This window comes from Streptomyces sp. NPDC092952 (genome assembly GCF_044754785.1).
In the GTDB taxonomy this organism is placed as follows: Bacteria; Actinomycetota; Actinomycetes; order Streptomycetales; family Streptomycetaceae; genus Streptomyces.
On the sequence record NZ_JBIVPT010000006.1, the window covers coordinates 235009 to 259115 of the forward strand.

A 24107-nucleotide genomic window follows, 5' to 3' on the forward strand; every position below is an offset into this window, starting at 1 on the left:
ACCGGGCACGGCTCGCGCGAGCCGTGCCGAACGGCACGGCCGGGGAGGTCCGAGTGGAGCAGGGCGGCGCAGGCGGGGCGGCGCACGGAACCGCCGTGCCCGCGACCGGACCGGCGGCCCTCCGCGTCCCCGAGCAGGCGCGCGGCGAGCACACCCACGACCACGACGAGCCGCCCGCCCCCCGTCCGGCGGTACGGCGCCACTCGGTGCGCGGCCAGATCCTGGAGGCGCTGCGCGCGGCCCTGGTCGATGGCCGGCTGGAGCCGGGCCAGGTCTACTCCGCCCCGGCCCTCGGCGCCCGGTTCGGGGTCTCCGCCACGCCGGTGCGCGAGGCGATGCAGCGGCTCGTCGTCGAGGGGGCCGTCGAGGTCGTGCCGAACCGGGGGTTCCGGGTCGCCCGGCGCGAGCCGCGCGAGCTCGCCGAGCTGGCCGAGGTGCGGGCCCTGATCGAGGTCCCGGTGATGCTGCGGCTGGCCCGTACCGTGCCCCCCGGCGCCTGGTGCTCCCTGCGGCCCTTGGCCGACGCCACGGTGGCCGCCGCCGCGGTCGGCGACCGGGCGGGCTACGCCGAGTCCGACCGGGCCTTCCACGGCGCCGTCCTCGCGCTCTGCGGGAACGAGCAGCTGGTGGCCGTCGCCGACGACCTGCACCGCCGATCCCAGTGGCCGCTGCGGGACAATCCCGCCACCCGCCGGGCCGACCTGCTCGCCGACGCCGCCGAGCACACCGCGCTGCTCGACGCGCTGATCGCCCAGGACCTGACCGTCGTGCAGTCGCTCGTCCGGGAGCACTTCACCGGCGCCGGGGGCTGACCCGGCGCCCCGGCCCCGCGCTCAGTTCGCCTCGGCGGCCTCGGGCGGGGGCGGGTCCAGATGCGGTGCCAGCCAGGTCGGCACGCCCCCCAGGAGCCGGAACAGGCGGCCCGCCTCGACGCGCAGCCGGCCCGCCAGCTCCGGCTCCGGCTCGGTGTCCGCGAGGGCGACCAGGGCCGGGGCGGTACCGATGAGATAGCCCAGCTCCTCCCGTATCCGCAGGCACTCCGCGAAGCCGTGCCGGGCCTCCGCCAGCTCGCCCTCGCGCAGTGACAGCAGGGCCAGATGGCGCCAGGTCGAGGAGAGCAGCAGCGCGTCCCCCCGGGCGGCGGCCCCGGCGTGCGCCCTGCGGTACGCGGCGCGGGCGGCCTGCGGGGAGTCGGCGATGTTCTGCGCGATCAGGCCCCGCCGGAAGTCCAGCAGCGGACGGGCGGGCGCGGACGGGGCGAGCAGGGCGGCCGCCCTGCTCAGCGCGACACTGGCCTCGTCGGCCCGGTCGCGTACCCCCAGCAGGGTCGAGGCGTAGGCCAGATGGCCGCGCTCGCAGGCGGCGGCGCCGCGCTCGTCGTCCTCGCGGGCCAGCGCCTCCGCGCCGCGCAGCGCGTCCTCGGCGTCCGTCCAGCCCTGGCCGGTGTACAGGCACCGCTCGGTCAGCAGGGCGGTGCGCTGGAGGGCCGCGGCCGGATCGGTGGCGGCGGCGGGTTCGAGCAGGGCCGCGGCATCCGTCCAGCAGGCGCGTGACCGCAGCCGCCATACCGCTGTCTGGAGCGGCGGATCGTCATCTGCTGTCGTTCCGGAACCAGACCTGGCGGTATGCGCCACCGTTGCCCTCCCCGAGCGCGCCATCGAGCTGTGTTGGGTCTGGGCGGAATCTCAGCACGGATCGGGGCGCCCGGCCAAGAGGTCGTTCGATCTCAGGTGAAAGTTTTCACAAACGGTGGGAGGGCCCAACTGCCGCGACGGGGCCCGGAATCAGCTCATACGCAGGGCGAGGAAGAAATCGAGCTTGTCCTCCAGGCGCGCGAGGTCGCGCCCCGTCAACTGCTCGATTCGCCCGACCCGGTAGCGCAGCGTGTTGACGTGCAGATGCAGCCGGGACGCGCACCGGGTCCACGAACCGTCGCAGTCCAGGAACGCCTCCAGGGTGGGGATCAGCTCCGCGCGGTGGCGCCGGTCGTAGTCCCGCAGCGGATCGAGCAGGCGTGCGGTGAACGCACGGCGCACGTCGTCGGGGACGAACGGCAGCAGCAGCACGTGCGAGGCCAGCTCGTGGTGGCCGGCCGCGCAGACCCGGCCGGGGCGGGCCGCCGCCACCCGGCGCGCGTGCCGGGCCTCCTCCAGGGCGCCGCGCAGCCCCTCGGGCGAGTGCACCGCCGCGCTGACGCCCAGGGTCAGCCGCCCGTCGTCGGCGAGACCGGCCGCGAGCGGTTCGCGGACGGTGGCCAGCAGCGCGTCGGCGTGGAGCGCGGGATCGGCCGGTGCCCCGTCGTGCGCCGCGTCCGGACCGGCGTCCTGGGCGGCCGGGAGGGCGGGCAGCGGTACGAGCGCCACCGCCTCCTCACCCGTATGGGCCACCGCGATCCGGTCGGCCGAATCGGGGCCGGTGACCGCCGGGTCGACCAGGATCTCCTCCAGCAGCGCCTGGGCGACCGGGCCGCCCGCGACGGTGTGGTCCGGGCCCGCCGGGGTGCCCGCGCCCGGCCGCTCCTGGGCCCCGCCCCACTCGACCCGGGCCACCACCACCTGCCAGTGCGGCGCGGAGCCGAGGCCGGGCAGCAGCACCGGGGCCGCGACCCGCAGCCGGGCGGCGATCTCGGCGGGCGGGGCGCCCGTCTGGACCAGCTCCAGGACCTCCTGGGCGAGCCTGCGGCGCACGGTACGGGCCGCGTCGCGCCGGTCCCGTTCGACGGCGATCAGCTGGGTGACGCCCTGGAGCAGGTCCAGCCGGGCCGGCGGCCAGTCCCCGGCGTCCGCCTCGACGGCCAGCAGCCAGTCCGAGAGCACCGACTCCCGGACGTCCCCGGACGCCGGCTGGGCGCCGCGGCCGGTGTTCCGGATCGGGAAGAGCGAATACGTGGCGCCGTCGACCACGGCCCGGTGCGGGGCGCGGCGGCCGGTGCGGGTGGCGGCCAGATGGTGGCCCGCCAGGGCGGCGCCGACCGGCCCGGGCAGCGGCGTACCGCCCGCGCCCGCGATCTGCCGGCCGGTGGGGGAGAGGACCCAGGCGTGCAGGTCGAGGTCGGAGCCGAGCAGATCGAGCACCACCTCCGGCCCGCCGCCCGCCGGACCGGAGGTCATCAGCCTGCGGTGCCGGTCCACGACCGCGGCCAAGTCGCCCGCCCGCTCCCCGGACACCTGCCGCACCACATGCTCGGTGATCGTTGCGAACGCGACGGTCTCATGGACGGCGAAGAGCGGCAGCCGGTGCCGCGCGCACGCCTCCACCAGGTCGCCCGGGATGTCGCCCAGCTCCGCCTCGCCCGCCGCGAGCCCGGACACCCCGGCACCCGCCAGGATGCGGACGAACGGCTCCGAGTCCGCCGCGTCCCGGCGCCAGGCCAGGCCGGTCAGGACCAGCTCGCCCCCCGACAGGTAGCGGCTGGGATCCCGCAGGTCGGTGGTCATCACGCCGCGGACCGGACGGTCCAGCTCGTCCTCGCCGCCGAGCAGCCGCAGGCCCAGCGCGTCGGTCTCCAGCAGTGCGCGCAGCCGCATCTCGTCGCCGCCGATCTCTTTCGTTGGTGCGGGTGAAAACTGGGTATTACGGCGAGGTCGCCGACCTCCGCCATTCGTTCGAATCTACAAGACGAGGAGATCGGCCAGCCAACTCCTTCATGGTTTCGGTGACTGCACCGGGCCGGACACGCCTTGTGTACTGGGTCACACACCGCGTCGACACAGCAGGAACGCCCTGCCGGGGGCCGGCCGCACCCGGGGCCCGCCGTCGGCCCGCCGACTGCCGACGGCGGCAGCCCGGGGGCCGGCCGCACCCGCCCCAGTGAACGACCCGATTGAGAAGAAGAGAGCCACTCATGGACTTCCTTCGCCCCGCCAGCTGGGAGGAGGCGCTCGCCGCCAAGGCCGAGCACCCGACGGCTGTGCCCATCGCGGGTGGCACCGATGTGATGGTGGAGATCAACTTCGACCACCGGCGGCCGGAGTACCTCCTGGACCTGAACCGCATCGACGAGCTGTCCGCGTGGGAGGTGGGCCGGGAGAACGTACGCCTGGGCGCCTCCGTGCCGTACAGCCGCATCATGGAGCACCTCCGCGCCGAGCTGCCCGGACTGGCGCTCGCCTCGCACACCGTCGCCTCGCCGCAGATCCGCAACCGGGGCGGCGTCGGCGGCAACCTCGGCACCGCCTCGCCCGCCGGGGACGCCCACCCGGCCCTGCTCGCCGCCGGCGCCGAGGTCGAGGCCGTGTCCGTACGCGGCACCCGGATGATCCCCATCGACGCCTTCTACACCGGCGTCAAGCGCAACGCCCTCGAACCGGACGAGCTGATCCGGGCCGTGCACATCAAGAAGGCCGACGGCCCGCAGCAGTACTCCAAGGTCGGCACCCGCAACGCGATGGTCATCGCCGTCTGCGCCTTCGGCATCGCCCTGCACCCCGGGACCCGCACGGTGCGCACCGGCATCGGCTCGGCCGCCCCCACCCCCGTACGGGCCAAGGAGGCGGAGGCGTTCCTGAACGCCGCGCTGGAGGAGGGCGGCTTCTGGGACAACCGGAAGATCATCACCCCGTCCGTCGCCCAGCAGTTCGCCGCGCTCGCCGCCGGCGCCTGCAACCCGATCGACGACGTGCGCGGCACCGCGAGCTACCGCCGCCACGCCGTCGGGATCATGGCCCGCCGCACCCTCGGCTGGGCCTGGGAGTCGTACCGCGGCAACGGCCGCAGCACCGAAGGAGCCGCCTGATCATGCGCGTCAATTTCACCGTCAACGGCCGCAGGCACCAGGCGGACGACGTCTGGGAGGGCGAGTCCCTGCTCTACGTGCTCCGTGAGCGGATGGGCCTGCCCGGCTCGAAGAACGCCTGCGAACAGGGCGAATGCGGCTCCTGCACGGTCCGGCTGGACGGCGTGCCGGTCTGCTCCTGCCTCGTCGCGGCGGGCCAGGTGGAGGGCCGCGAGGTCGTCACCGTCGAGGGCCTCGCCGACTTCGCCGCCCACCGCGCCGAGCAGCACCCGGGCGGCGGCTGCGCCCCCGGCGCCTGCGGCACCGCGCTCGACCGGGCCCGGCAGTGGCAGGCCCGGCCGACCGGCGAGGACACCCCGGCGACCGGCGAACTCTCCCCGATCCAGCAGGCGTTCATCGACGCCGGAGCCGTCCAGTGCGGCTTCTGCACCCCCGGCCTGCTGGTCGCCGCCGACGAACTGCTCGAACGCAACCCGGAGCCCTCCGACGCGGACATCCGCGAGGCGCTCTCCGGCAACCTCTGCCGCTGCACCGGCTACGAGAAGATCCTCGACGCGGTCCGCCTGGCGGCCGCCCGAGCGGAAGAGGCGGTCTGACCATGGGCGTCACCGGCAATCCCACCAGCATCAACCAGGGCAGCCGCACCAGGGGCGGCATCGGCGAGTCCACCCTGCGCCCCGACGGCATCCTCAAGGTCACCGGAGAGTTCGCGTACTCCTCCGACATGTGGCACGAGGAGATGCTCTGGGGCCACACCCTGCGCTCCACCGTCGCCCACGCCGAGATCGTCTCCATCGACATCGCGGAGGCCCTCGCCACCCCCGGCGTCCACGCCGTGCTCACCTACGACGACCTGCCGAGCACGGTGAAGAACTACGGCCTGGAGATCCAGGACACCCCGGCCCTCGCCCACGGCAAGGTCCGCCACCACGGCGAACCGGTGGCCCTCGTCGCCGCCGACCACCCGGAGACGGCCCGCCGCGCCGCCGCGAAGATCCGGATCGACTACCGCGAACTCCCCGTCGTCACCGACGAGGCGTCCGCCACCGGCCCCGGCGCGGTCCTGGTCCACGAGAACCGCGACGACCACCACTCCGGGCACGTGCCGCACCCCAACATCGTCCACCGCCAGCCCATCGTCCGCGGCGACGCGGCCGCGGCGGCGGCCCGCGCCGATGTCGTGGTGAGCGGCGAGTACGTCTTCGGCATGCAGGACCAGGCGTTCCTCGGGCCCGAGTCCGGACTCGCGGTGCCCGCCGAGGACGGCGGCGTCGACCTGTACATCGCCACCCAGTGGCTGCACTCCGACCGGCGCCAGATCGCCCCCGTCCTCGGCCTGCCCGAGGAGAAGGTCCGCATGACGCTCTCCGGCGTCGGCGGCGCGTTCGGCGGACGCGAGGACCTGTCGATGCAGATCCACGCCTGCCTGCTCGCCCTGCGCACCGGCCGGCCGGTGAAGATGGTCTACAACCGCTTCGAGTCCTTCTTCGGGCACGTCCACCGTCACCCGGCCAAGCTCTGGTACGAGCACGGCGCCACCCGGGACGGCAAGCTCACCCACATGAAGTGCCGCATCGTCCTCGACGGCGGTGCCTACGCCTCCGCCTCCCCGGCCGTGGTCGGCAACGCCTCCTCGCTCGCCGTCGGCCCGTACGTCGTCGACGACGTCGACATCGAGGCCGTCGCGCTCTACACCAACAACCCGCCGTGCGGTGCCATGCGCGGCTTCGGCGCGGTCCAGGCCTGCTTCGCCTACGAGGCCCAGATGGACAGACTCGCCGCCGAACTGGGCATGGACCCGGTCGAGTTCCGGCAGATCAACGCCATGGAGCAGGGCAGTCTGCTGCCGACCGGGCAGGTCGTCGACTCGCCCGCCCCGGTCGCCGAGCTGCTGCGCCGGGTCAAGGCCCGCCCGATGCCGCCCGAGCGCCAGTGGGAGGCGGCCGGTGAGCAGCCCGACGTACGGGCCCTGCCCGGCGGGCTCTCCAACACCACTCACGGCGAGGGCGTCGTGCGCGGCGTCGGCTACGCGGTCGGCCTGAAGAACGTCGGCTTCTCCGAGGGCTTCGACGACTACTCCACCGCCCGGGTGCGCATGGAGGTGATCGCCGGTGAGCCGGTGGCGACCGTGCACACGGCGATGGCGGAGGTCGGGCAGGGCGGCGTCACCGTCCACGCCCAGATCGCCCGCACCGAACTCGGCGTCGCCCAGGTGACGATCCACCCGGCCGACACCCAGGTCGGCTCGGCCGGCTCCACCTCCGCCTCCCGGCAGACCTACGTCACCGGCGGCGCCGTGAAGCACTCCTGCGAGGCCGTCCGGGAACGGGTCCTGGAGATCGGGCGCCGCAAGTTCGGCTCGTACCACCCCGTGTGGGCCACCGCCGAACTCCTCCTGGAGGGCGGCAAGGTCGTCACCGACGGCGGCGAGGTGCTGGCCGACCTGGTCGACGTACTGGAGGACGAGGCGGTCGACATCGAGCTGGAGTGGCGCCACCGGCCCACCGAGGCGTTCGACCTGCGCACCGGACAGGGCAACGGCCACGTCCAGTACTCCTTCGCCGCGCACCGCGCCGTGGTCGAGGTCGACACCGAACTCGGCCTGGTCAAGGTCGTCGAACTGGCCTGCGCGCAGGACGTCGGCAAGGCGCTCAACCCGCTCTCCGTCGAGGGGCAGATCCAGGGCGGCACCACCCAGGGACTGGGCGTCGCCGTCATGGAGGAGATCATCGTCGACCCGAAGACCGCGAAGGTGCGCAACCCGTCCTTCACGGACTACCTGATCCCCACCATCCTCGACACCCCGACCATCCCGGTCGACGTGCTCGAACTCGCCGACGAGCACGCCCCGTACGGGCTGCGCGGCATCGGCGAGGCCCCCACCCTGTCGTCCACCCCGGCCGTCCTCGCGGCGATCCGGAACGCGACCGGGCTGGAGCTCAACCGGACGCCGGTCCGCCCCGAACACCTCACCGGTGCCTAGGGGGTGTCTGATGAATGAGTGCGGGTGAAGGAGCGGGGTCCGCCGCGAGCGTGCGTGCCGGACCCCGCGACACCGCAGGCATGTGTCAGACACCCCCTGGCACCCCGAGGCCGGGGGCCGCGGCTCCCTCCGAACCCTCCGGGCGGTGCGCCCACCGGGAACGTCACACTCCCGCCGGCCGCACCGCCCGGGGTCCGCAGTACCCGTAACACCGGCAGTACCCGTACGCGCGGGCCCGCCGTACCTCCGTGGCAGGTACGGACGCCCGCCGATCCGTACGGTGTCACACCCCACTCTGCACGCATCGTTCGTCTCGGGCCGTCCCCCGGGTCGTGCCGCCGGCGCAGACATCCCAAATCCCGCGTCACACCGACGCGTCGCGGGTGCCCCTGTGAACCTTGGGAGTCAGGCATCATGACCCAGAATTCAGTGGAACCCAGGACCAGTGCACCGGACGCGGGCCCAGGCTCGCGCGTCCCGGCCGGAAGATCCTGGCTCGACCGGTACTTCCACATCTCCGAACGCGGCTCCACCGTCGCCCGCGAAGTACGCGGCGGCATCACCACGTTCATGGCGATGTGCTACATCCTCCTGCTCAACCCGCTGCTGCTCTCCGGCCCGGACGCGGCGGGCAACCGGCTCGACCACGCCGCGCTGATCACGGCGACCGCGCTGGCCGCCGCCGTCTCCACCCTGCTGATGGGCTTCATCGGCAAGGTCCCCCTCGCCCTGGCCGCCGGGCTCTCCGTCTCCGGGGTGCTCGCCACCCAGGTGGCACCCCACATGACCTGGCCGCAGGCCATGGGCATGTGCGTGATGTACGGGGTGGTGATCGTGCTGCTGGTCGTCACCGGGCTGCGCGAGATCATCATGAACGCCATCCCGCTGGCCCTGAAGCACGGCATCACCATCGGCATCGGCATGTTCATCGCGCTGATCGGCCTGGTCAACGCCGGGTTCGTCGGCAAGGGCGCCCCCGTCACCCTCGGCACCGGCGGACAGCTCACCGGCTGGCCCGTCCTGCTCTTCTGCGTCACCCTGCTGCTCATCTTCATGCTCCAGGCCCGCAACGTGCCCGGCGCGATCCTGATCGGCATCGTCGTCGGCACGGTCCTCGCCGTCGTCGTCAACGCGGTCACCGACATCAGCCCCAAGGCGTGGGGCGGCAGCGCGCCCGAACTCCAGGGCAGCGCCGTCTCCCTGCCCGACTTCGGACTCTTCGGCCATGTCGAGTTCGGCGGCTGGGGCCAGATCGGCGCGATGACCGTCGGCATGATCGTCTTCACCCTGGTGCTGGCCGGCTTCTTCGACGCGATGGCGACCATCATCGGCGTCGGCACCGAGGCCGGGCTCGCCGACGACAAGGGCCGGATGCCGGGCCTGTCCAAGGCGCTGTTCATCGACGGCGCGGGCGGTGCGATCGGCGGTGTCTCCGGGGCCTCCGGACAGACCGTCTTCATCGAGTCGGCGACCGGGGTCGGCGAGGGCGCCCGCACCGGCCTGTCCTCCGTGGTCACCGGAATGCTCTTCGCGGCCGGGCTCTTCTTCACCCCGCTCGCCCAGATCGTGCCGGGGCCGATCGCCGCCGCCGCGCTGGTCGTGATCGGCGCGATGATGATGCAGAACGCCCGGCACGTCGACTGGGGCGACCGCTCCGTCGCCGTACCGGTCTTCCTGACCGTGGCCCTGATGCCGTTCACGTACTCGATCACCGCAGGTGTCGGTGCCGGGGTGATCGCCTTCGCCGCGATCAAGGCGGCGCAGGGAAGGTTCCGTGAAGTGGGCGCGTTCATGTGGGTGTTGACCGGCGTGTTCGTCGTGTACTTCGCGCTCAGCCCGATCGAGAGCTGGATCGGCGCCAAGTAGCGGCCGACGGCTCCCCACCTCCCTCCGCGCACCCGTAGTAAGGAGAAACGCCGTGCTGGACATCGCCGAGGAACTCGACCGCTGGATCGGGCAGGGGCGTGACTTCGCCGTCGCCACCGTCGTGGCGGTCGGCGGCAGCGCGCCCCGGCAGCCCGGGGCCGCGCTCGCCGTCGACCGCGACGGCACCGCGATCGGCTCGGTCTCCGGCGGGTGCGTGGAGGGTGCGGTGTACGAACTGTGCGGGCAGGCGCTGGAGGACGGCGTCACCGTGCTCGAACGGTTCGGCTACAGCGACGACGACGCCTTCGCCGTGGGGCTGACCTGCGGTGGCGTCATCGACATCCTGGTGACACCGGTCCGCGCGGACGACCCCGCGCGGCCGGTGTTCGCCGCCGCGCTCGCCGCCGCCGCACGGGGGACGGCGGCGGCGGTCGCGAGGATCACCGACGGACCGGCCGAACTCCTCGGCCGCCCCCTGCTCGTCCACCCCGACGGCAGCTACGAGGGCCGGCTCGGCGGACACCCCGAACTGGACCGCACCGCCGCCGCCGACGCCCGCGCCCTGCTCGACGCGGGCCGCACCGGCACCGTCACCATCGGCGCCGACGGCTCGCGCTGCGGCCGGCCGCTCACCCTGCTCGTCGAATCGAGCGTCCCGCCGCCCCGGTTGATCGTCTTCGGGGCCATCGACTTCGCCTCGGCCCTGGTCCGGGCGGGCAAGTTCCTCGGGTACCACGTGACCCTGTGCGACGCCCGACCGGTCTTCGCCACCAGGGCCCGCTTCCCCGAGGCCGACGAACTCGTCGTCGACTGGCCGCACCGCTACCTCGCGGCCACCGAGGTCGACGCCCGCACCGTGCTGTGCGTCCTCACCCACGACGCCAAGTTCGACATTCCGCTGCTGGAACTGGCGCTGCGGCTGCCGGTCGGGTACGTCGGCGCGATGGGGTCGCGCCGCACCCATCTGGACCGCAACGAACGGCTGCGCCGGGCCGGCGTCACCGAGCTGGAACTGGCCCGGCTGCACTCGCCGATCGGCCTCGACCTCGGGGCCCGTACCCCGGAGGAGACCGCGCTGTCGATCGTCGCGGAGATCGTCGCGGAGCGGCGCGGCGGCAGCGGCGTACCGCTCACCGGCGCGCACACCCCGATCCACCACGAGGCGTCCCCGCCCGCCGGATCGATCCCCGCGGTGGCCTGAACCCTTTCCGGTTCCCGTCCACGCCGGGCGGGTTGCCGCCACGGCGGCTTCACGCCAGGGGTGTACCGGACCGTAGCCGGGGTTTTGGCCCTTAGATCTGCTGCATGACTTCGACTTCCTCCTCCGCCTCCGGCCGGGCGAGACCCGCGCGTGCGGGTCGCAGAGCCCTGCTCATAGCGACCTCGGTCGCCCTCGTGAGCGGCGCCCTGCTCCCCGCGGCGGGCGCCGCCACCGCCGCGCAGGACACCCCCCACGCCGCCGGCCGCCAGGCCGCCGCTCCCGTCAAGGAGTACGACATCACCCTGGTCACGGGCGATGTCGTGCACTACACCGACGGCGTCGGCAAGCAGGACACCGTCACCGTGGACCGCCCCGACGGCGCCAGCGGCGGGGTCCACGTCCAGCAGGCCGGCGACGACCTCTACGTACTGCCCGACGAGGCCACCGCGCTGCTCGCCGCCGGGAAGCTGGACCGCAGGCTGTTCAACGTCTCCGCGCTCGTGAAGATGGGCTACGACGACAAGCGGTCCGGCGGCATCCCGCTGATCGCGACCTACCCGGCGGCGAAGTCCCGCACGCTGCCCGCCGCCCCGCGCGGCGCGAAGAAGGTCCGCACCCTCTCCAGCATCCACGGCGCCGCGCTGAAGGCCGGCAAGGACACCGCCCGCACCTTCTGGAACGGCGTCACCCGCACCCCCGAATCCCGTTCGCTGGACGCCGGGATCGCCAAGCTCTGGCTCGACGGCCGGGTGGAGGCGTCGCTCAAGGACTCCGTCCCGCAGGTCAACGCCCCGCAGGCGTGGGCCGAGGGCTACGACGGCAAGGGCACCAAGGTCGCCGTCCTGGACACCGGGATCGACGCCGACCACCCGGACGTCAAGGACCGCGTCCTGGAGTCCCGGAGCTTCGTACCCGGCGAGGAGGTGGACGACAAGAACGGGCACGGCACCCACGTCGCCTCCACGATCGCGGGCTCCGGCGCCGCCTCCGACGGCGTCAACAAGGGCGTCGCCCCGGCCGCCGACCTGATCGTCGGCAAGGTGCTCAGCAACGAGGGCAGCGGCGCCGACTCCGGGATCATCGAGGCGATGGAGTGGGCGAAGGCCGAGGGCGCCGACGTCGTCTCCATGAGCCTCGGCTCCAGCGTCCCGGACGACGGCTCCGACCCCATGTCGCTGGCGGTGGACGCGCTGTCCGCCGACGGCGGCCCGCTCTTCGTGATCGCCGCGGGCAACGCGTACGGCGCGGGCACCATCGGCTCGCCCGGCTCCGCGGAGAAGGCGCTCACCATCGCCGCCGTCGACAAGCAGGACAACCGCGCGGCCTTCTCCTCCATGGGCCCGCTGGTCAGGTCCTACGGCCTGAAGCCGGACCTCTCCGCACCGGGCGTCGACATCAACGCCGCCGCCTCGCAGTCGGTCCCCGGCATCGAGGGCATGTACCAGTCGATGTCCGGTACGTCCATGGCGACCCCGCACGTCGCGGGCGCCGCCGCCATCCTGAAGCAGCGTCACCCCGACTGGTCCGGCCAGCGGATCAAGGACGCGCTGATGAGCTCGTCCAAGCGGCTGCCCGAGTACACCCCGTACGAGCAGGGCACCGGCCGGCTCGACGTGAAGGCGGCGGTCGACACCACGATCGAGGCCACCGGCTCCGTCGCGGTCGCCTCGTACGACTGGCCGCACTCCCCGTCCGACCCGGTCGCCGAGCGGACCATCACGTACCGCAACACCGGTGCGAAGGACGTCACGCTCGACCTGGCCACGGACACCGGCTCCGACGCGTACACGCTCTCCACGAAGCGGATCACCGTCCCGGCAGGCGGTACCGCCGAGGCCGTGCTCTCGCTGGACCCGTCGAAGGTCGCGAACAACACGCAGTTCTCCGGCCAGGTCCTCGCCACGGACGCGGCGGGCACCGTCGTCGCCCACACCGGCTTCGCCCTGAACAAGGAGCAGGAGCTGTACGACCTCACGCTGAAGCTCCGCGACCGCGACGGCAAGCCGATGGACGGCTTCGTCGTCCTGGGCGTGCTGGGCGACGAGCAGCTCCAGCCCGTCGCGGTCTCCGGCGAGACCACGCTGCGGCTGCCGCCCGGCAACTACACGGCCTGGACCGCCGCGGACGTCGCCGGTGACCGCGCCGACTCCAAGGCGCTCGCCTTCCTCGCCGCCCCCGAGATCGTCCTCGGCAAGTCGGCCACGGTCACCCTCGACGCCTCCAAGGCCCGCAAGGTCTCGGTGCGCACCCCCAAGGAGACCGAGACCCGGCAGCTGCGCTACGACATGGCGCGCACCGCACCGAACGGCGTGGTCCAGCGCGACGCCTACCAGATCCCGCTGATCTACGACCAGTTGTGGGCGAGCCCCACCGAGAAGGTCACCGAGGGCAGCTTCTCCTTCCTGACCCGCTGGCGGCAGGGCGAGAAGCTGATCGACCTGTCGGCCGACGGCCGGGACGTCCCCGTGACGGTGCAGGGCGGCTCCCCGGTCGCCGAGAGCGGTACGCAGAAGCTCGCCACCGTCTTCGCGGGCAACGGCGCCACCGCCGACTACCGGGGCCTGAACGCGAAGGGCAAGGCGGTCGTCGTCCGCCGCAGCGACGCGGTCTCCCCCGAGGACCGGGTCGCCGCCGCGGTGGCGGCCGGTGCGCGGGCGCTGTTCGTGGTCAACGACGGCGACGGCGTCCTGCTGGAGTCGTACGCCCCGTACGGCACCCAGACCGCGATCCCGGTCGCCTCCGTCCAGCGCCTGGCGGGCGAGAAGCTGATCGACTCGGTCCGGCACGGCGCGAAGGCCACGGTCGCCCAGCGCAAGTTCGCCCGCTACCTCTACGACCTGGTCGACCGCCACGACGGCACCGTCCCGGACCGCTCGCTGGCGTACGCCCCGTCCGCCCGTGACCTGGCGAAGGTGGAGAACACCTTCTACGGCGAGAAGGACCGGCTCGGCGGCGGCTACCGCTACGACATCCCCGACTACGGCCCCGGCGTCGGCTTCGAGGAGTACGAGAAGTTCCCCGGCAGCCGCGAGGAGTGGGTCACCCCGCTGCCCGGCGCCTCCTTCTGGTACGAGAACCACTCGGTCCTCGGCGACGACGGGGAGGCCGCCCTGGAGATGCGCAGCGGCGACCTGGACTACACGGCGGGCCGCACCTACCCCGCCCAGTGGTTCGCCCCGATCGCCCGGCCGCGCCTGGGCACCGGCTACTGGGGTCCGTTCCGGTCCGTCTACAACGACATCCAGTTCAACTTCACCCCGTGGACGGACTCCGGGGCCGGACGTTCGGGCGCCATGCCGTCGGACGAGTACGACACCACCAGCACGGCCTTCTACCAGGGCGACACCCTGATCAAGAAGGTCGCGGGCCGGGCCGGCTACGCCTGGGACCTCACGCCCGAGAAGCTGCCGTACCGCTTCGTGCTCGACTCCGCCCGGGACGCGGACGAGTGGAAGACCTCCGTACGCACCCACACCGAGTGGAACTTCGTCTCCGGAGCCATGGACGAGAACGGTCCCTCCCAGGCGGACATCCCGCTGCTCCAGCTGGACTACCGGGTCGACACCGACCTGGCCGGTGACGTGAAGGCCAAGGGCTGGACCGAGGTCGGTCTCTCCGCCGGTACGCAGGAGTGGCTGGACGGCGCGGTGAAGGCCACCGGGGCCTCGCTGTCGGTCAGCTACGACGACGGCAAGAGCTGGGAGCCGGTGCAGCTGCGCAAGGACGCGGCCGGTTCCTGGACCGCCCGGTTCAAGACCGCGGCGAAGGCCGGCTCGTTCGTCTCGCTGAAGGCGCACGCCGAGGCGCCCGGCGGGCTGGGCATCGACCAGGAGATCATCCGGGCCTTCGGCCTGAAGTGATCCGCCAGGGTCCGCCGGACCGCACCGAAGTGACCTGATCCGGCGCCTTCTTGAGGCGGCCGCGCACCCCCCGACCGGGTGCGCGGCCGCCTCTCTTTGCTGTTTCTTGATGAATAAAATTTGTCTACTTTGCCCGTATATGGTGGGCGATAAGGCTAGAAACAGACTTATCGCGGCACGGATCGAGTTGCCAGGGAGCGCTCGGGAGGCTTATAAGAAGAGCGAGCGATTCCGGGAATCCCGGGGAATGCTGGCATGGAGGTTTCCCAATGTTTCTCACTCCGTCCGACACGGAGAAATTGCTGTTGAGCGTCGCCGGAATGGTCGCCCGTGACCGCAGGGAACGGGGGGTGCTCCTCAATTACCCCGAGGCGGTCGCGCTGCTTTCCTGCTGGGCGATGGAACGCGCTCGGGAAGGCGCCCTCGTCAGTGATCTGATGACCGCGGGACGGAACGTCCTCACCCGCGCCGACGTGCTGGAAGGTGTTCCCGAGATGCTGCACGACGTCCAGGTCGAGGCGACCTTCCCGGACGGGCGCAAGCTCGTCACGATCACCTCGCCGATCCCGTGATCCCGGGCGAGATCCGGACCGGGTCCGGTGAACTGAAGATAAACGACGGTCGTACGCAGATTTCCGTGACCGTGGTGAACGACGGCGACCGCCCCATTCAAATAGGCTCGCATCTGCATTTCCCGGACGCGAATCCCGCGCTCTCCTTCGACCGGGCCATTACCGAGGGGTTCCGGCTCGATATTCCCTCCGGTACTTCCCTCCGTTTCGAACCCGGAGTCGGCGCCGAGGTCGCCCTCGTCGAACTCGGAGGCCACCGGAGGGTGCCCGGCATCGTCGTGCCCGGCACCCGGCCCGCACGAACGGACGACATGTGACATGGCACAGATGACCCGTGACGCCTACGCGTCGCTCTACGGACCCACCACCGGCGACCGGATACGCCTCGCCGACACCGACCTCTGGATCGAGGTCGAGGAGGACCGCTGCTTCGGCGGCGACGAGGCGGTCTTCGGCGGCGGCAAGTCCATCCGCGAGTCCATGGCCCAGTCCACCGCCTCCCGCGCCGACGGCGCCCTCGACCTCGTCATCACCAACGTCGTCATCCTCGACCACTGGGGCATCGTCAAGACCGACGTCGGCGTACGGGACGGCCGCATCGTCGCCCTCGGCCGCTCCGGCAACCCGGACATCAGCGACGGCGTCCACCCCGACCTGGTGATCGGCCCCGGCACCGACGTCGTCTCCGGCGAGGGCCGCATCCTCACCGCCGGAGCCGTCGACACCCACGTCCACTTCCTCATGCCGGAAGCCCTGCACGAGGCCCTCGCCACCGGCACCACCACCGTCATCGGCGGCGGAACCGGCGCCACCGAGGGCTCCAAGGCCACCACCGTCACCCCCGGCGCCTGGAACCTGGCGATGATGCACCGCGCGCTGGACCGCGTCCCGCTCAACGTGATGCTCTTCGCCAAGGGCTCCACCGTCGGCGCCGAGGCCCTGCGCGAGGCGGCCCTCGCCGGAGCGGGCGGCTACAAGGTCCACGAGGACTGGGGCGCCACCCCCGCCGCCATCGACGCGGCACTCAGGGCCGCCGAGGAACACGGCCTCCAGGTCGCCCTGCACGCCGACAGCCTCAACGAGGCCGGATACGTCGAAGGCACCCTCGACGCCATCGCCGGACGCTCCATCCACGTCTTCCACGCCGAGGGCGCGGGCGGCGGCCACGCCCCCGACATCATCACCGTCGCCTCCCACCCCCACGTCCTGCCGGCGTCCACCAACCCGACACTGCCGCACACCGTCAACACCGTCGCCGAACACCTCGACATGCTGATGGTCTGCCACCATCTCAACCCGCGCGTCCCGGAGGACCTCGCCTTCGCCGAGTCCCGCATCCGCGCCACCACCATCGCCGCCGAGGACGTCCTGCACGACATCGGCGCCCTCTCCATCACCTCCTCCGACGCCCAGGCCATGGGCCGCATCGGCGAGGTCGTCTGCCGCACCTGGCAGGTCGCCCACTGCATGAAGCAGCGCTTCGGGGACCGGGGCAGCGAGCTGCCCGCCGACAACGAACGCGCCCGCCGCTACGTCGCCAAGTACACGATCTGCCCGGCCGTCGCCCACGGCATCGACCATGTCGTCGGCTCCGTCGAACCCGGCAAGCTCGCCGACCTGGTGCTCTGGGACCCCGCCTTCTTCGGCATCCGGCCCGCCGCCGTCCTCAAGGGCGGCATGGTGGTCCACGCCCCGCTCGGCGACGCCAACGCCGCGATCCCCACCACCCAGCCCGTCCTGCTGCGCGCCACCGCCGCCGCCGACGCCGCCCCGCACCTCTCGGTCAGCTTCGTCGCCCCCGCGGCACTCGACGACGGACTCGCCGAACGCCTGGGCCTGCAAAGGGAGTTGGTCGCTGTACGGCCCACTCGCCACCTCACCAAGGCGGACCTGCCGAACAACACCGCGCTCCCCGACATCGACGTCGACCCGGAGACCTTCGCGATCCGCATCGACGGGGAACTCGTGGAGCCCGCACCCGCCACCGAACTGCCGCTGGCCCAGCGGTACGCCATGTTCTGATGGCGGGCCTGGCACCCCTGCTGCTCGGCGACGGACGGCTCCCGGTCGGCGCGTACACCTACAGCGCGGGACTCGAACCGGCCGTCGCCGCGGGCCTCACCCGCGACCGGATACCCGCCCTGCTGCGGGCCCGGCTGCACACCGCCGCCGTCACCGAGGCCGCCGCCGCCGTGCTCGCCCTGCGCGCCGCCGCACAGGACCCGGTCGACTACGCCCCCGTACAGCACGCACTGGCCGCCCGCACCCCGGCCGCCCCGCTCCGCGAGGCGTCGGCGACGCTCGGCCGGGGGGTGCGCCGCCTCGCCCGGCGGCTCGCCCCCGACCACCCGGCGGTCACCGCGCTGACCGCCCTCGACACCCGCCCGCTGCGGCCGGTCGCGCTCGGCGCGCTCGGCGCCGTCATGCGCGTCACCGAGGAGGAACTGGCCCGCGGCGTCGTCTACGACGAACTGCAGACCCTCACCTCCGCGGCGCTCAAACTGCTGCCCGGCGACCCGCTCGACTCCGTCGCCTGGATCCTCGACGCCGAGCCGCACGCCGCGGCCGCGGTGGCCGAGGCCCTGGCGGTACCGGACCCGGCCGCACTGCCCGCCCGCACACCCCCGCTCACCGAACAGTGGGCACTGGAACACGCACGACGAGAACGGAGACTCTTCCTTGCCTGACCAGCACACCGACGAGCAGACCCACCCGCACCACCCCCGCCCGCGCGCCCTGCGCCTCGGCGTCGCCGGACCGGTCGGCACCGGCAAGAGCTCCATCCTCGCGACCCTCTGCCGCGAACTGGCCGGCGAACTCGCCATGGCCGTCGTCACCAACGACATCTACACCGACGAGGACGCCCGCTTCCTCCGCTCGGCGGGCGTCCTGCCCACCGAGCGCATCCGGGCCGTGGAGACCGGCGCCTGCCCGCACACCGCGATCCGGGACGACGTCAGCGCCAACCTCGACGCCGTCGAGGACCTGGAGGAGGAGTTCGGCCCGCTCGACCTGGTGCTCGTGGAGAGCGGCGGCGACAACCTCACCGCCACCTTCAGCCCGGCCCTCGCCGACGCCCAGCTCTTCTGCATCGACGTCGCGGGCGGCGGCGACGTGGCCCGCAAGGGCGGTCCCGGCATCACCGGCGCCGACCTGCTGATCATCAACAAGACCGACCTCGCCCCGCACGTCGAGGTCGACGTGGCCGCCATGGTCGCCGACGCCTCGGCCGCCCGCGACGGCCTGCCCGTCCTCGCCCTCTCCAAGCACGACGCCGCTTCGGTCGCCGGACTCGCCGACTGGGTACGGTCCGTACTCGCCCGGCACCGCGACGGCACCCTGGTCCCCACCGACCCGGGCCCGATGGCCCCGCACAGCCACGGCGGCGACCACGACCACCCGCACCCCCACAGCCACTCATGACCCGGCAGGCCGCCGAGCCCACCGCCGTCGCCGTGGAACGCGACGGCGCGGGCCGGCACATCGCCCGCGAACTGCGGCCGGGCGCCTTCCTCGCGCCCCGGCCGCTGCGCCCCGCCCCCGACCGGCTGCGCCTCGCCCTGGTCGGCACCCGGGCCGGACTCCTCGCCGGCGACGACCTGCGGCTGCACATCAGGGTCGGCCCCGGCGCCCGGCTGGAACTGACCGAACCCTCCGGGCTGGTCGCCTACGACCACCGGGGCGGCACATCGAGCTGGCGGGCCCGCGTAGAGATCGAGGAGGTTGGCGAACTCCACTGGGACGCCCGGCCGTTCGTGATATCCGAGGGTGCCCGGGTCGAGCGCTCGATGACGGTCGTGCTGGCGGCCGGGGCCCGCATGCTCTGGCGCGACACCCTGGTCCTGGGCCGCTCCGGCGAACGCGGCGGCGCGGTCCGGGCCACCACGCACGCCACCTACGACGGCCGGGAACTCCTCGTCGAGGACCTGGACCTGCGCGACGCGGACCTGCGCGAACTGCCCGGGGTCCTCGGCCCGCACCGGGTGATCGGCTCGGTCACCGCGCTCGGCGCCGACCCGGGCGGCCCGCCCCACCCGTACCGGACGGCACTGGCGGGGCCGGGCGCCCAGATCCGGCTGCTGGACACGGTGGCACCGGCGATCGAGGCGGACCTGGCCGCCGTCTGGGAGGAGTGGCGCGCGGTCACGACCGGCTGACCGCGCCACCCGCCTCCACGGACGCACGCGCCAGGACGCCCCGCGCCACCACCGCCGCGCACAGCAGCGCGGGCGCCCCCGCGAGCGCGAAGCACAGCGCCGGTGACAGCCGGTCCACCAGCAGACCCACCACCGCGGTACCGACCGATGCCCCGGCGTTCACGGCGCTGTTCACCCACGCCCCCGCCCGGGTCCGGGCGGCCGCCTCCACCGACTCGTCCGCGATCAGATACGCGGTGGTCAGCGCGGGGGCGACGAACAGCCCGGCCACCGCGGCCACCACCACCAGCACGTACACCCGGGGCGACAGCCCCGCCACGGCCACCGCCGCGCCCAGCCCGGCACCCAGCAGCGGCAGCCGCACCCGGTTCGGCGTCCGCCACGACACCGCGCCATAGGCCAGCCCCCCGACCGCGCTGCCCGCCGAGAGGGCGGCCAGCACCCAGGAGACGGCCGCGCCCTGGTGACGCTGCTCGGTGAACGCCACCACCAGCAGATCCAGCGCCCCCAGGCACAGTCCCACGGTGCCCGTCACCAGCACCGCCTGCCGCAGCGCGGCCACACCGAGCAGCCGCCGCCCGGCCACCGGGCCGCCTCGCGCCTTCCCCGTACCGGCCGGCCGCGCCACCCGCGCCCCGCGCACCGCCGGCGAGGTCACCAGCGCCAGCGTCCCGGTGAGGACCAGCGCGGCACTGACCGCGACACCGGCCGACGGCGGGGCCGCCGCGATCACCACCCCGACCAGCAACGGCCCGCTGACGAAGAGGAGTTCCTCGGCGACACCGTCCAGGCTGTAGGCACGTTGCAGCAGCTCGCGGTCGGCGACCAGCTCGCTCCAGAGCATCCGCATCACCGGCCCCAGCGGCGGGGTGCAGGCCCCCGCCGCCGTGGCCAGCGCCCCGATCAGGAACGGTGAGCCGCCCGGCCGCCAGGTGGCGTACGCCAGGGCGGCGAGCAGCACCGCGTAGAGACCGGCCATCGGCGGCAGGGCCCGGCGCGGCCCGTACCGGTCGATCAGCCCGGCCCGGGCGGGCGAGAGGGAGACGCTGGTCGCGCCGAACAGCGCCATGACGGTGCCGGCGACGGAGTACGAGCCGGTGGCGGCGCGCACCGCCAGCATCAGGGAGAGGGAGACCATCCCGTACGAGAGCCGCCCCAGCAGGGCGGCCCCGAAGGTGCGGGAGGCGTACGGGGTACGCAGGACGGCCGCGTACGAGGGCGCGGGCGAAGAGGGAGACATGAGGACGTTCCTCGTGAGGGCGGCGCACGGGAGGGCGCCGCGGGCGTGCGGGGACACCGGAGCACCGCACCCGGTCGGAACGGGGTGCGGCCGTGGCGGGCCCTACGCACGGAGGAGGAACATCCGGCCAAGGTAGCAGGCGGACCCGTCCCGGTGGAGGGGGTGCCGACCGGCCCGGTAGCCTCGGCGGTCATGTCCTCCTACCCTTCGCGCGACCGCCCCGCCTTCGACGCCGACGAACGGACCCAGCTCACCGGCTGGCTCGACTCCCAGCGGGCGGTGGTCCGTTGGAAGTGCGAAGGGCTGTCGGAGGCGGACGCGCACCGCGCCGTCCTGCCGTCCTCGCCGCTCATGACGGCGGCCGGTGTGCTGTCCCACCTCCGCTGGGCCGAGCACCTCTGGTTCGAGGTCGTCCTGATGGGCTGCCCGGCGACCGGTCCGGTGTTCGACGGCCCCGAGGACGCCGACATGATGGTCGACGGGGTGCCGCTCGCGAAGCTGCTGGACGACTACGACCGGCAGGTCGAGGTGTCCAACGGGATCGTCGCCGGACGGTCGCTCGACGAGACGGGGCGCCACCCCGACTTCGAGGCGTCGGGCGCCAGCCTGCGCTGGATCATGCTCCACATGATCGAGGAGACCGCACGGCACGCGGGCCACCTGGACGCCGTCCGGGAGATCCTGGACGGCCGGACCGGCCACTACTGACCGGGATGCTCGCGCCGGGGGGCGTTTCCCCGGCGCGAGCGCCGCGCGGTTGCTCCACCGGGATGAACTCGCACGTCGGGGACGCCGCGACCGGTGCCGTACCGCGCCCTGCGGCGCGCCCGCCCCGTATACCCGTAGCCGGGGGCTGTCGCGAGACCTCGGGAAAGGACCGGCGATGACACTCGGAGCCGACGAACGGCTGGCCATCCACGAACTGCTCGCCCTGCACGGGCACGTGGTCGACGACGGAGAGCTGGACCGGCTGGACGAGCTGGTCACCGAGGACGTCGTCTACGACGCGTCGCGGCTCGGCCACGGGGAGCTGCGCGGGCTGGAGGCCTTCCGCGACATGGCGCGGGCCCGCGCCGGTGCGGCCCACGGCCCCGTCGGCCACCACGTCACCAACATCGTCCTCACCGAGGCCGGGGACGGACGGGTGCACGCGCGGTCCAAGGGCATCGGAGTCGCCGTCGACGGCGGGTGCGGCACCGTGACCTTCGAGGACGAGATCGTGCGGAGCGAGCGGGGCTGGCGGATCGGCCGGCGCCGGATCGTCCCGCACGGCGTGCCGGGCGGAGAGGCCCCGTACGCCGCCCGGCCGCACGTCGACCCGCCCGGAACCCACCGCTCCGACCGGTCTCACCTCCCCAGCAGCCCCGAGGTGTCCAGCACCTGACGGATCGCCCGGCCCGAGGCCAGCTCCTCCATCGCCGTGTTGATGCCGGTCAGCGGCAGGGTGCCCGTGTGCATCCGCTCCACCGGCATCAGCCCGGCCCGCCACAGGTCGAGGAACCTCGGGATGTCCCGGCGCGGCACCGCGTCGCCCATGTACGAACCCAGCAGGGACTTGCCCTCGCCCGCGAAGGCCAGGGCCGGCACCTCCAGCATCCGGTCCGGCGCGGGCAGGCCCACCGAGACGACCCGGCCGCCCCGCGCCACCGCCTCCAGGCACGCGCCCATCACCTTCGGGCTGCCCACCGCCTCGACCGCCAACTCGGCGCCGCCGGAGGTCAGTTCGCGGATCTCCCGGACCGCGTCGTCGGGCGCGAGGGCGTGCGTGGCGCCCAGCCGCAGGGCCAGCTCCCGCTTCTCCGCGACCGGGTCGACCGCCACGACCGGGTACGCCCCCGCGGCCCGGGCGCCCAGCACGGCGGAGAGCCCCACGCCGCCCAGCCCGTAGACCACCGCCGACTGCCCCGGGCGCAGCGCCGCCGTGTTGATCACCGCACCCGCTCCCGTGAGGACCGCGCAGCCGAACATCGACGCCACCTCGAACGGGACGTCCTTCGGGATCGGGACCAGCGACTCCTGCGCCAGCACGGCGTGTTCGGCGAACGCGGAGACGCCGAGCTGGTGGTGGACCGGCTCGCCGGCGGCGTCGGTCAGCAGCGACGGACCGTGCAGCAGCGCCCCCGCCCCGTTCGCCGCCGCGGCCTGGGCGCACAGGGCCGGCCGGCCCGCCGCGCAGTCGCCGCAGAACCCGCAGCTCGGTACGTAGACCAGCACCACGTGGTCGCCGGGGGAGAACCGGTGGACGCCCGGCCCGGTCTCCTCGACGATCCCCACCGCCTCGTGCCCCAGTGCCATCGGCAGCGGGCGGACCCGGTCGCCGTTGACCACCGAGAGGTCCGAGTGGCAGAGCGAGGCGGCCGCGATCCGGACCAGCACCTCGCCCTCGCGCGGGGCGCCCAGCTCCAGCTCCTCCACCTCGACCGGGCGGGTCGCGGAGTAGGGCCGGGCCGTCGACGTACCGCGCAGCACCACCGCCCGGGTCCTCACGCGCCCACCTCCGCGCGCGGGGCGCAGCGCAGCACGTCCCGGCTGTCCAGCAGCGGGACGACCCGGCCGAGCACGATCTCCCGGAAGTGCTCGGTGGCGCAGTGGGCGGTGAAATCGGCCTCGGAGGCGTACTCCTCGTACAGCACCACCGTCCGGGGGTCCTCGGTGCCCTGGTGGACCCGGTAGGCCAGGTTGCCGGGCTCGCGGCGGGAGGCGGCGGCCATCGTGTCGAGCAGCGGGAGGACGGTGTCCTCCGCGCCCTCCTTGGTGCGGTAGCGGGCTATGACCACGTACGTCATGGGTTGTTACTCCTGAGGTGGGGCGGGCCTCTTCAGCGCGGCGGGCGGGACCGGCGGAAGCTGGTCCCGGCGCAGACTCCAGAGGCGCGGGTCGGACGTCGCGGCGGCGGCCGAGCCGAGGGCCAGCGCCAGCGCGACGTCCGCGGGGGTCTCCACGAAGCCCGCGGCCACCGACGGGGACATCGCGCGCTGTGCCTGCGCGCTCATCCGGGCGACGATCGGGGCGGGCATGATCTCGACCAGGTCCGGCGCCCCGCGCGAGATCGCGTCCGTGGAGCGGCGCAGATTGGACCGGTCGGTGACGAACACCTTCATCATGGTCAGCAGGCCGAGCGGGCGGCCCTTCTCTATGAGCGAGAGCCTGGTGCTGACCACGCCGTGCGCGCCCAGGCCCTTGAGGAACTCCAGCGCGCCCCGGTCCTGCGCCAGACCGGGGCTGCTGTCCACGTTCACGAACACCGTCTTCCCCGCCCGGCCCAGCGCCGGCACGACCTGGGGCAGCTGCCCCACCGCGAACGACGCGAGGATGCCCACCCTGGCCGGTGCGGTCAGGAACTGGCGCAGCGGCTGGGTGCCGACGACCGACGCGACGACCGGCACCTCGGCGAACGCCGCGGTGAGCCGGGGGTCGAGCGGGGCGCCGGACCGGGAGGAGGAAGGGGTCATGGCAGGACCTGCCTGTGAGGAGGGGGTGCGTGACCGTCGGG

General features: G+C 73.5%; 21 protein-coding genes. 15 read left to right on the forward strand and 6 right to left on the reverse strand.

Annotation, left to right across the window (positions count from 1 at the left end; all coding sequences use genetic code 11):
* Positions 1 to 53 precede the first annotated feature (53 nt).
* Entirely contained in the window at positions 54 to 812 is a 759-nt protein-coding gene (locus ACIQGQ_RS17690; protein WP_402396516.1) for a GntR family transcriptional regulator, read from the forward strand.
* Between the two features lie 21 nt (positions 813 to 833).
* Here the strand turns inward: ACIQGQ_RS17690 and ACIQGQ_RS17695 are convergent, their stop codons facing one another.
* The gene (locus tag ACIQGQ_RS17695) at positions 834 to 1634 is read right to left on the reverse strand and encodes a hypothetical protein (RefSeq protein ID WP_402396519.1); all 801 of its coding nucleotides are present in this window, start codon (positions 1632 to 1634) and stop codon (positions 834 to 836) included.
* Positions 1635 to 1784: 150 nt separating this feature from the next.
* On the reverse strand, positions 1785 to 3527 hold the full coding sequence (locus ACIQGQ_RS17700) for a PucR family transcriptional regulator (RefSeq protein ID WP_402396522.1): 1743 nt from the start codon (positions 3525 to 3527) through the stop codon (positions 1785 to 1787).
* Between the two features lie 317 nt (positions 3528 to 3844).
* On the opposite strand from ACIQGQ_RS17700, the gene ACIQGQ_RS17705 reads away from it, so the two are divergent.
* The 12 genes from ACIQGQ_RS17705 (at position 3845) to ACIQGQ_RS17760 (ending at position 19374) form a co-directional block, all read left to right on the forward strand.
* Complete coding sequence (locus ACIQGQ_RS17705; RefSeq protein ID WP_402396525.1) at positions 3845 to 4735, forward strand: FAD binding domain-containing protein; 891 nt, start codon at positions 3845 to 3847, stop codon at positions 4733 to 4735.
* 2 nt (positions 4736 to 4737) lie between these two features.
* On the forward strand, positions 4738 to 5331 hold the full coding sequence (locus tag ACIQGQ_RS17710) for a (2Fe-2S)-binding protein (RefSeq protein ID WP_402396528.1): 594 nt from the start codon (positions 4738 to 4740) through the stop codon (positions 5329 to 5331).
* Positions 5332 to 5333: 2 nt separating this feature from the next.
* Complete coding sequence (gene pucD, locus ACIQGQ_RS17715) at positions 5334 to 7718, forward strand: xanthine dehydrogenase subunit D (RefSeq protein WP_402396531.1); 2385 nt, start codon at positions 5334 to 5336, stop codon at positions 7716 to 7718.
* A gap of 414 nt (positions 7719 to 8132) precedes the next feature.
* Positions 8133 to 9584, forward strand: a complete 1452-nt coding sequence (locus ACIQGQ_RS17720) for an NCS2 family permease (RefSeq protein ID WP_402396534.1) — start codon at positions 8133 to 8135, stop codon at positions 9582 to 9584.
* Between the two features lie 52 nt (positions 9585 to 9636).
* Positions 9637 to 10785 carry an XdhC family protein gene (locus ACIQGQ_RS17725; RefSeq protein WP_402396537.1) on the forward strand — a complete coding sequence of 383 codons (1149 nt, stop codon included), beginning with the start codon at positions 9637 to 9639 and terminating at the stop codon, positions 10783 to 10785.
* A 104-nt stretch (positions 10786 to 10889) separates the two neighbouring features.
* Entirely contained in the window at positions 10890 to 14645 is a 3756-nt protein-coding gene (locus ACIQGQ_RS17730; protein WP_402396540.1) for a S8 family serine peptidase, read from the forward strand.
* 269 nt (positions 14646 to 14914) lie between these two features.
* Complete coding sequence (locus tag ACIQGQ_RS17735; protein ID WP_402396543.1) at positions 14915 to 15217, forward strand: urease subunit gamma; 303 nt, start codon at positions 14915 to 14917, stop codon at positions 15215 to 15217.
* The gene (locus ACIQGQ_RS17740) at positions 15214 to 15534 is read left to right on the forward strand and encodes an urease subunit beta (RefSeq protein ID WP_402396545.1); all 321 of its coding nucleotides are present in this window, start codon (positions 15214 to 15216) and stop codon (positions 15532 to 15534) included. The genes ACIQGQ_RS17735 and ACIQGQ_RS17740 overlap by 4 nt, the downstream gene beginning before the upstream one ends.
* 1 nt (position 15535) lies before the next feature.
* Complete coding sequence (locus ACIQGQ_RS17745) at positions 15536 to 17239, forward strand: urease subunit alpha (protein WP_402396548.1); 1704 nt, start codon at positions 15536 to 15538, stop codon at positions 17237 to 17239.
* Positions 17239 to 17904 carry an urease accessory protein UreF gene (locus ACIQGQ_RS17750; RefSeq protein ID WP_402396551.1) on the forward strand — a complete coding sequence of 222 codons (666 nt, stop codon included), beginning with the start codon at positions 17239 to 17241 and terminating at the stop codon, positions 17902 to 17904. The genes ACIQGQ_RS17745 and ACIQGQ_RS17750 overlap by 1 nt, the downstream gene beginning before the upstream one ends.
* Positions 17897 to 18640 (forward strand): urease accessory protein UreG, encoded by a 744-nt coding sequence (ureG, locus tag ACIQGQ_RS17755; RefSeq protein ID WP_402396554.1) that lies wholly within the window; start codon positions 17897 to 17899, stop codon positions 18638 to 18640. The genes ACIQGQ_RS17750 and ureG overlap by 8 nt, the downstream gene beginning before the upstream one ends.
* The gene (locus tag ACIQGQ_RS17760; RefSeq protein ID WP_402396557.1) at positions 18637 to 19374 is read left to right on the forward strand and encodes an urease accessory protein UreD; all 738 of its coding nucleotides are present in this window, start codon (positions 18637 to 18639) and stop codon (positions 19372 to 19374) included. Before ureG ends, ACIQGQ_RS17760 begins: the two co-directional genes overlap by 4 nt.
* Here the strand turns inward: ACIQGQ_RS17760 and ACIQGQ_RS17765 are convergent.
* Positions 19361 to 20614: an MFS transporter gene (locus tag ACIQGQ_RS17765; protein WP_402396560.1), complete on the reverse strand. Its 1254-nt coding sequence runs from the start codon at positions 20612 to 20614 to the stop codon at positions 19361 to 19363. The two genes, ACIQGQ_RS17760 and ACIQGQ_RS17765, sit on opposite strands and share 14 nt — an antisense overlap.
* A gap of 192 nt (positions 20615 to 20806) precedes the next feature.
* Here ACIQGQ_RS17765 and ACIQGQ_RS17770 point away from each other — a divergent pair, with 192 nt between their 5' ends.
* Positions 20807 to 21322, forward strand: coding sequence for a DinB family protein (locus tag ACIQGQ_RS17770; RefSeq protein ID WP_402396563.1), 516 nt, complete (start codon positions 20807 to 20809; stop codon positions 21320 to 21322).
* A 175-nt stretch (positions 21323 to 21497) separates the two neighbouring features.
* Positions 21498 to 21998: a nuclear transport factor 2 family protein gene (locus tag ACIQGQ_RS17775; RefSeq protein WP_402396565.1), complete on the forward strand. Its 501-nt coding sequence runs from the start codon at positions 21498 to 21500 to the stop codon at positions 21996 to 21998.
* Here ACIQGQ_RS17775 and ACIQGQ_RS17780 read toward each other — a convergent pair.
* The 3 genes from ACIQGQ_RS17780 to ACIQGQ_RS17790 are packed head-to-tail and all read right to left on the reverse strand — an operon-like array spanning position 21962 to position 24066.
* On the reverse strand, positions 21962 to 23101 hold the full coding sequence (locus ACIQGQ_RS17780; RefSeq protein ID WP_366300153.1) for a zinc-binding dehydrogenase: 1140 nt from the start codon (positions 23099 to 23101) through the stop codon (positions 21962 to 21964). The two genes, ACIQGQ_RS17775 and ACIQGQ_RS17780, sit on opposite strands and share 37 nt — an antisense overlap.
* Positions 23098 to 23400, reverse strand: coding sequence for a putative quinol monooxygenase (locus ACIQGQ_RS17785; RefSeq protein WP_402396568.1), 303 nt, complete (start codon positions 23398 to 23400; stop codon positions 23098 to 23100). The genes ACIQGQ_RS17780 and ACIQGQ_RS17785 overlap by 4 nt, the downstream gene beginning before the upstream one ends.
* Before the next feature lie 6 nt (positions 23401 to 23406).
* Complete coding sequence (locus tag ACIQGQ_RS17790; protein ID WP_402396571.1) at positions 23407 to 24066, reverse strand: glycerol-3-phosphate responsive antiterminator; 660 nt, start codon at positions 24064 to 24066, stop codon at positions 23407 to 23409.
* Positions 24067 to 24107 lie beyond the last annotated feature (41 nt).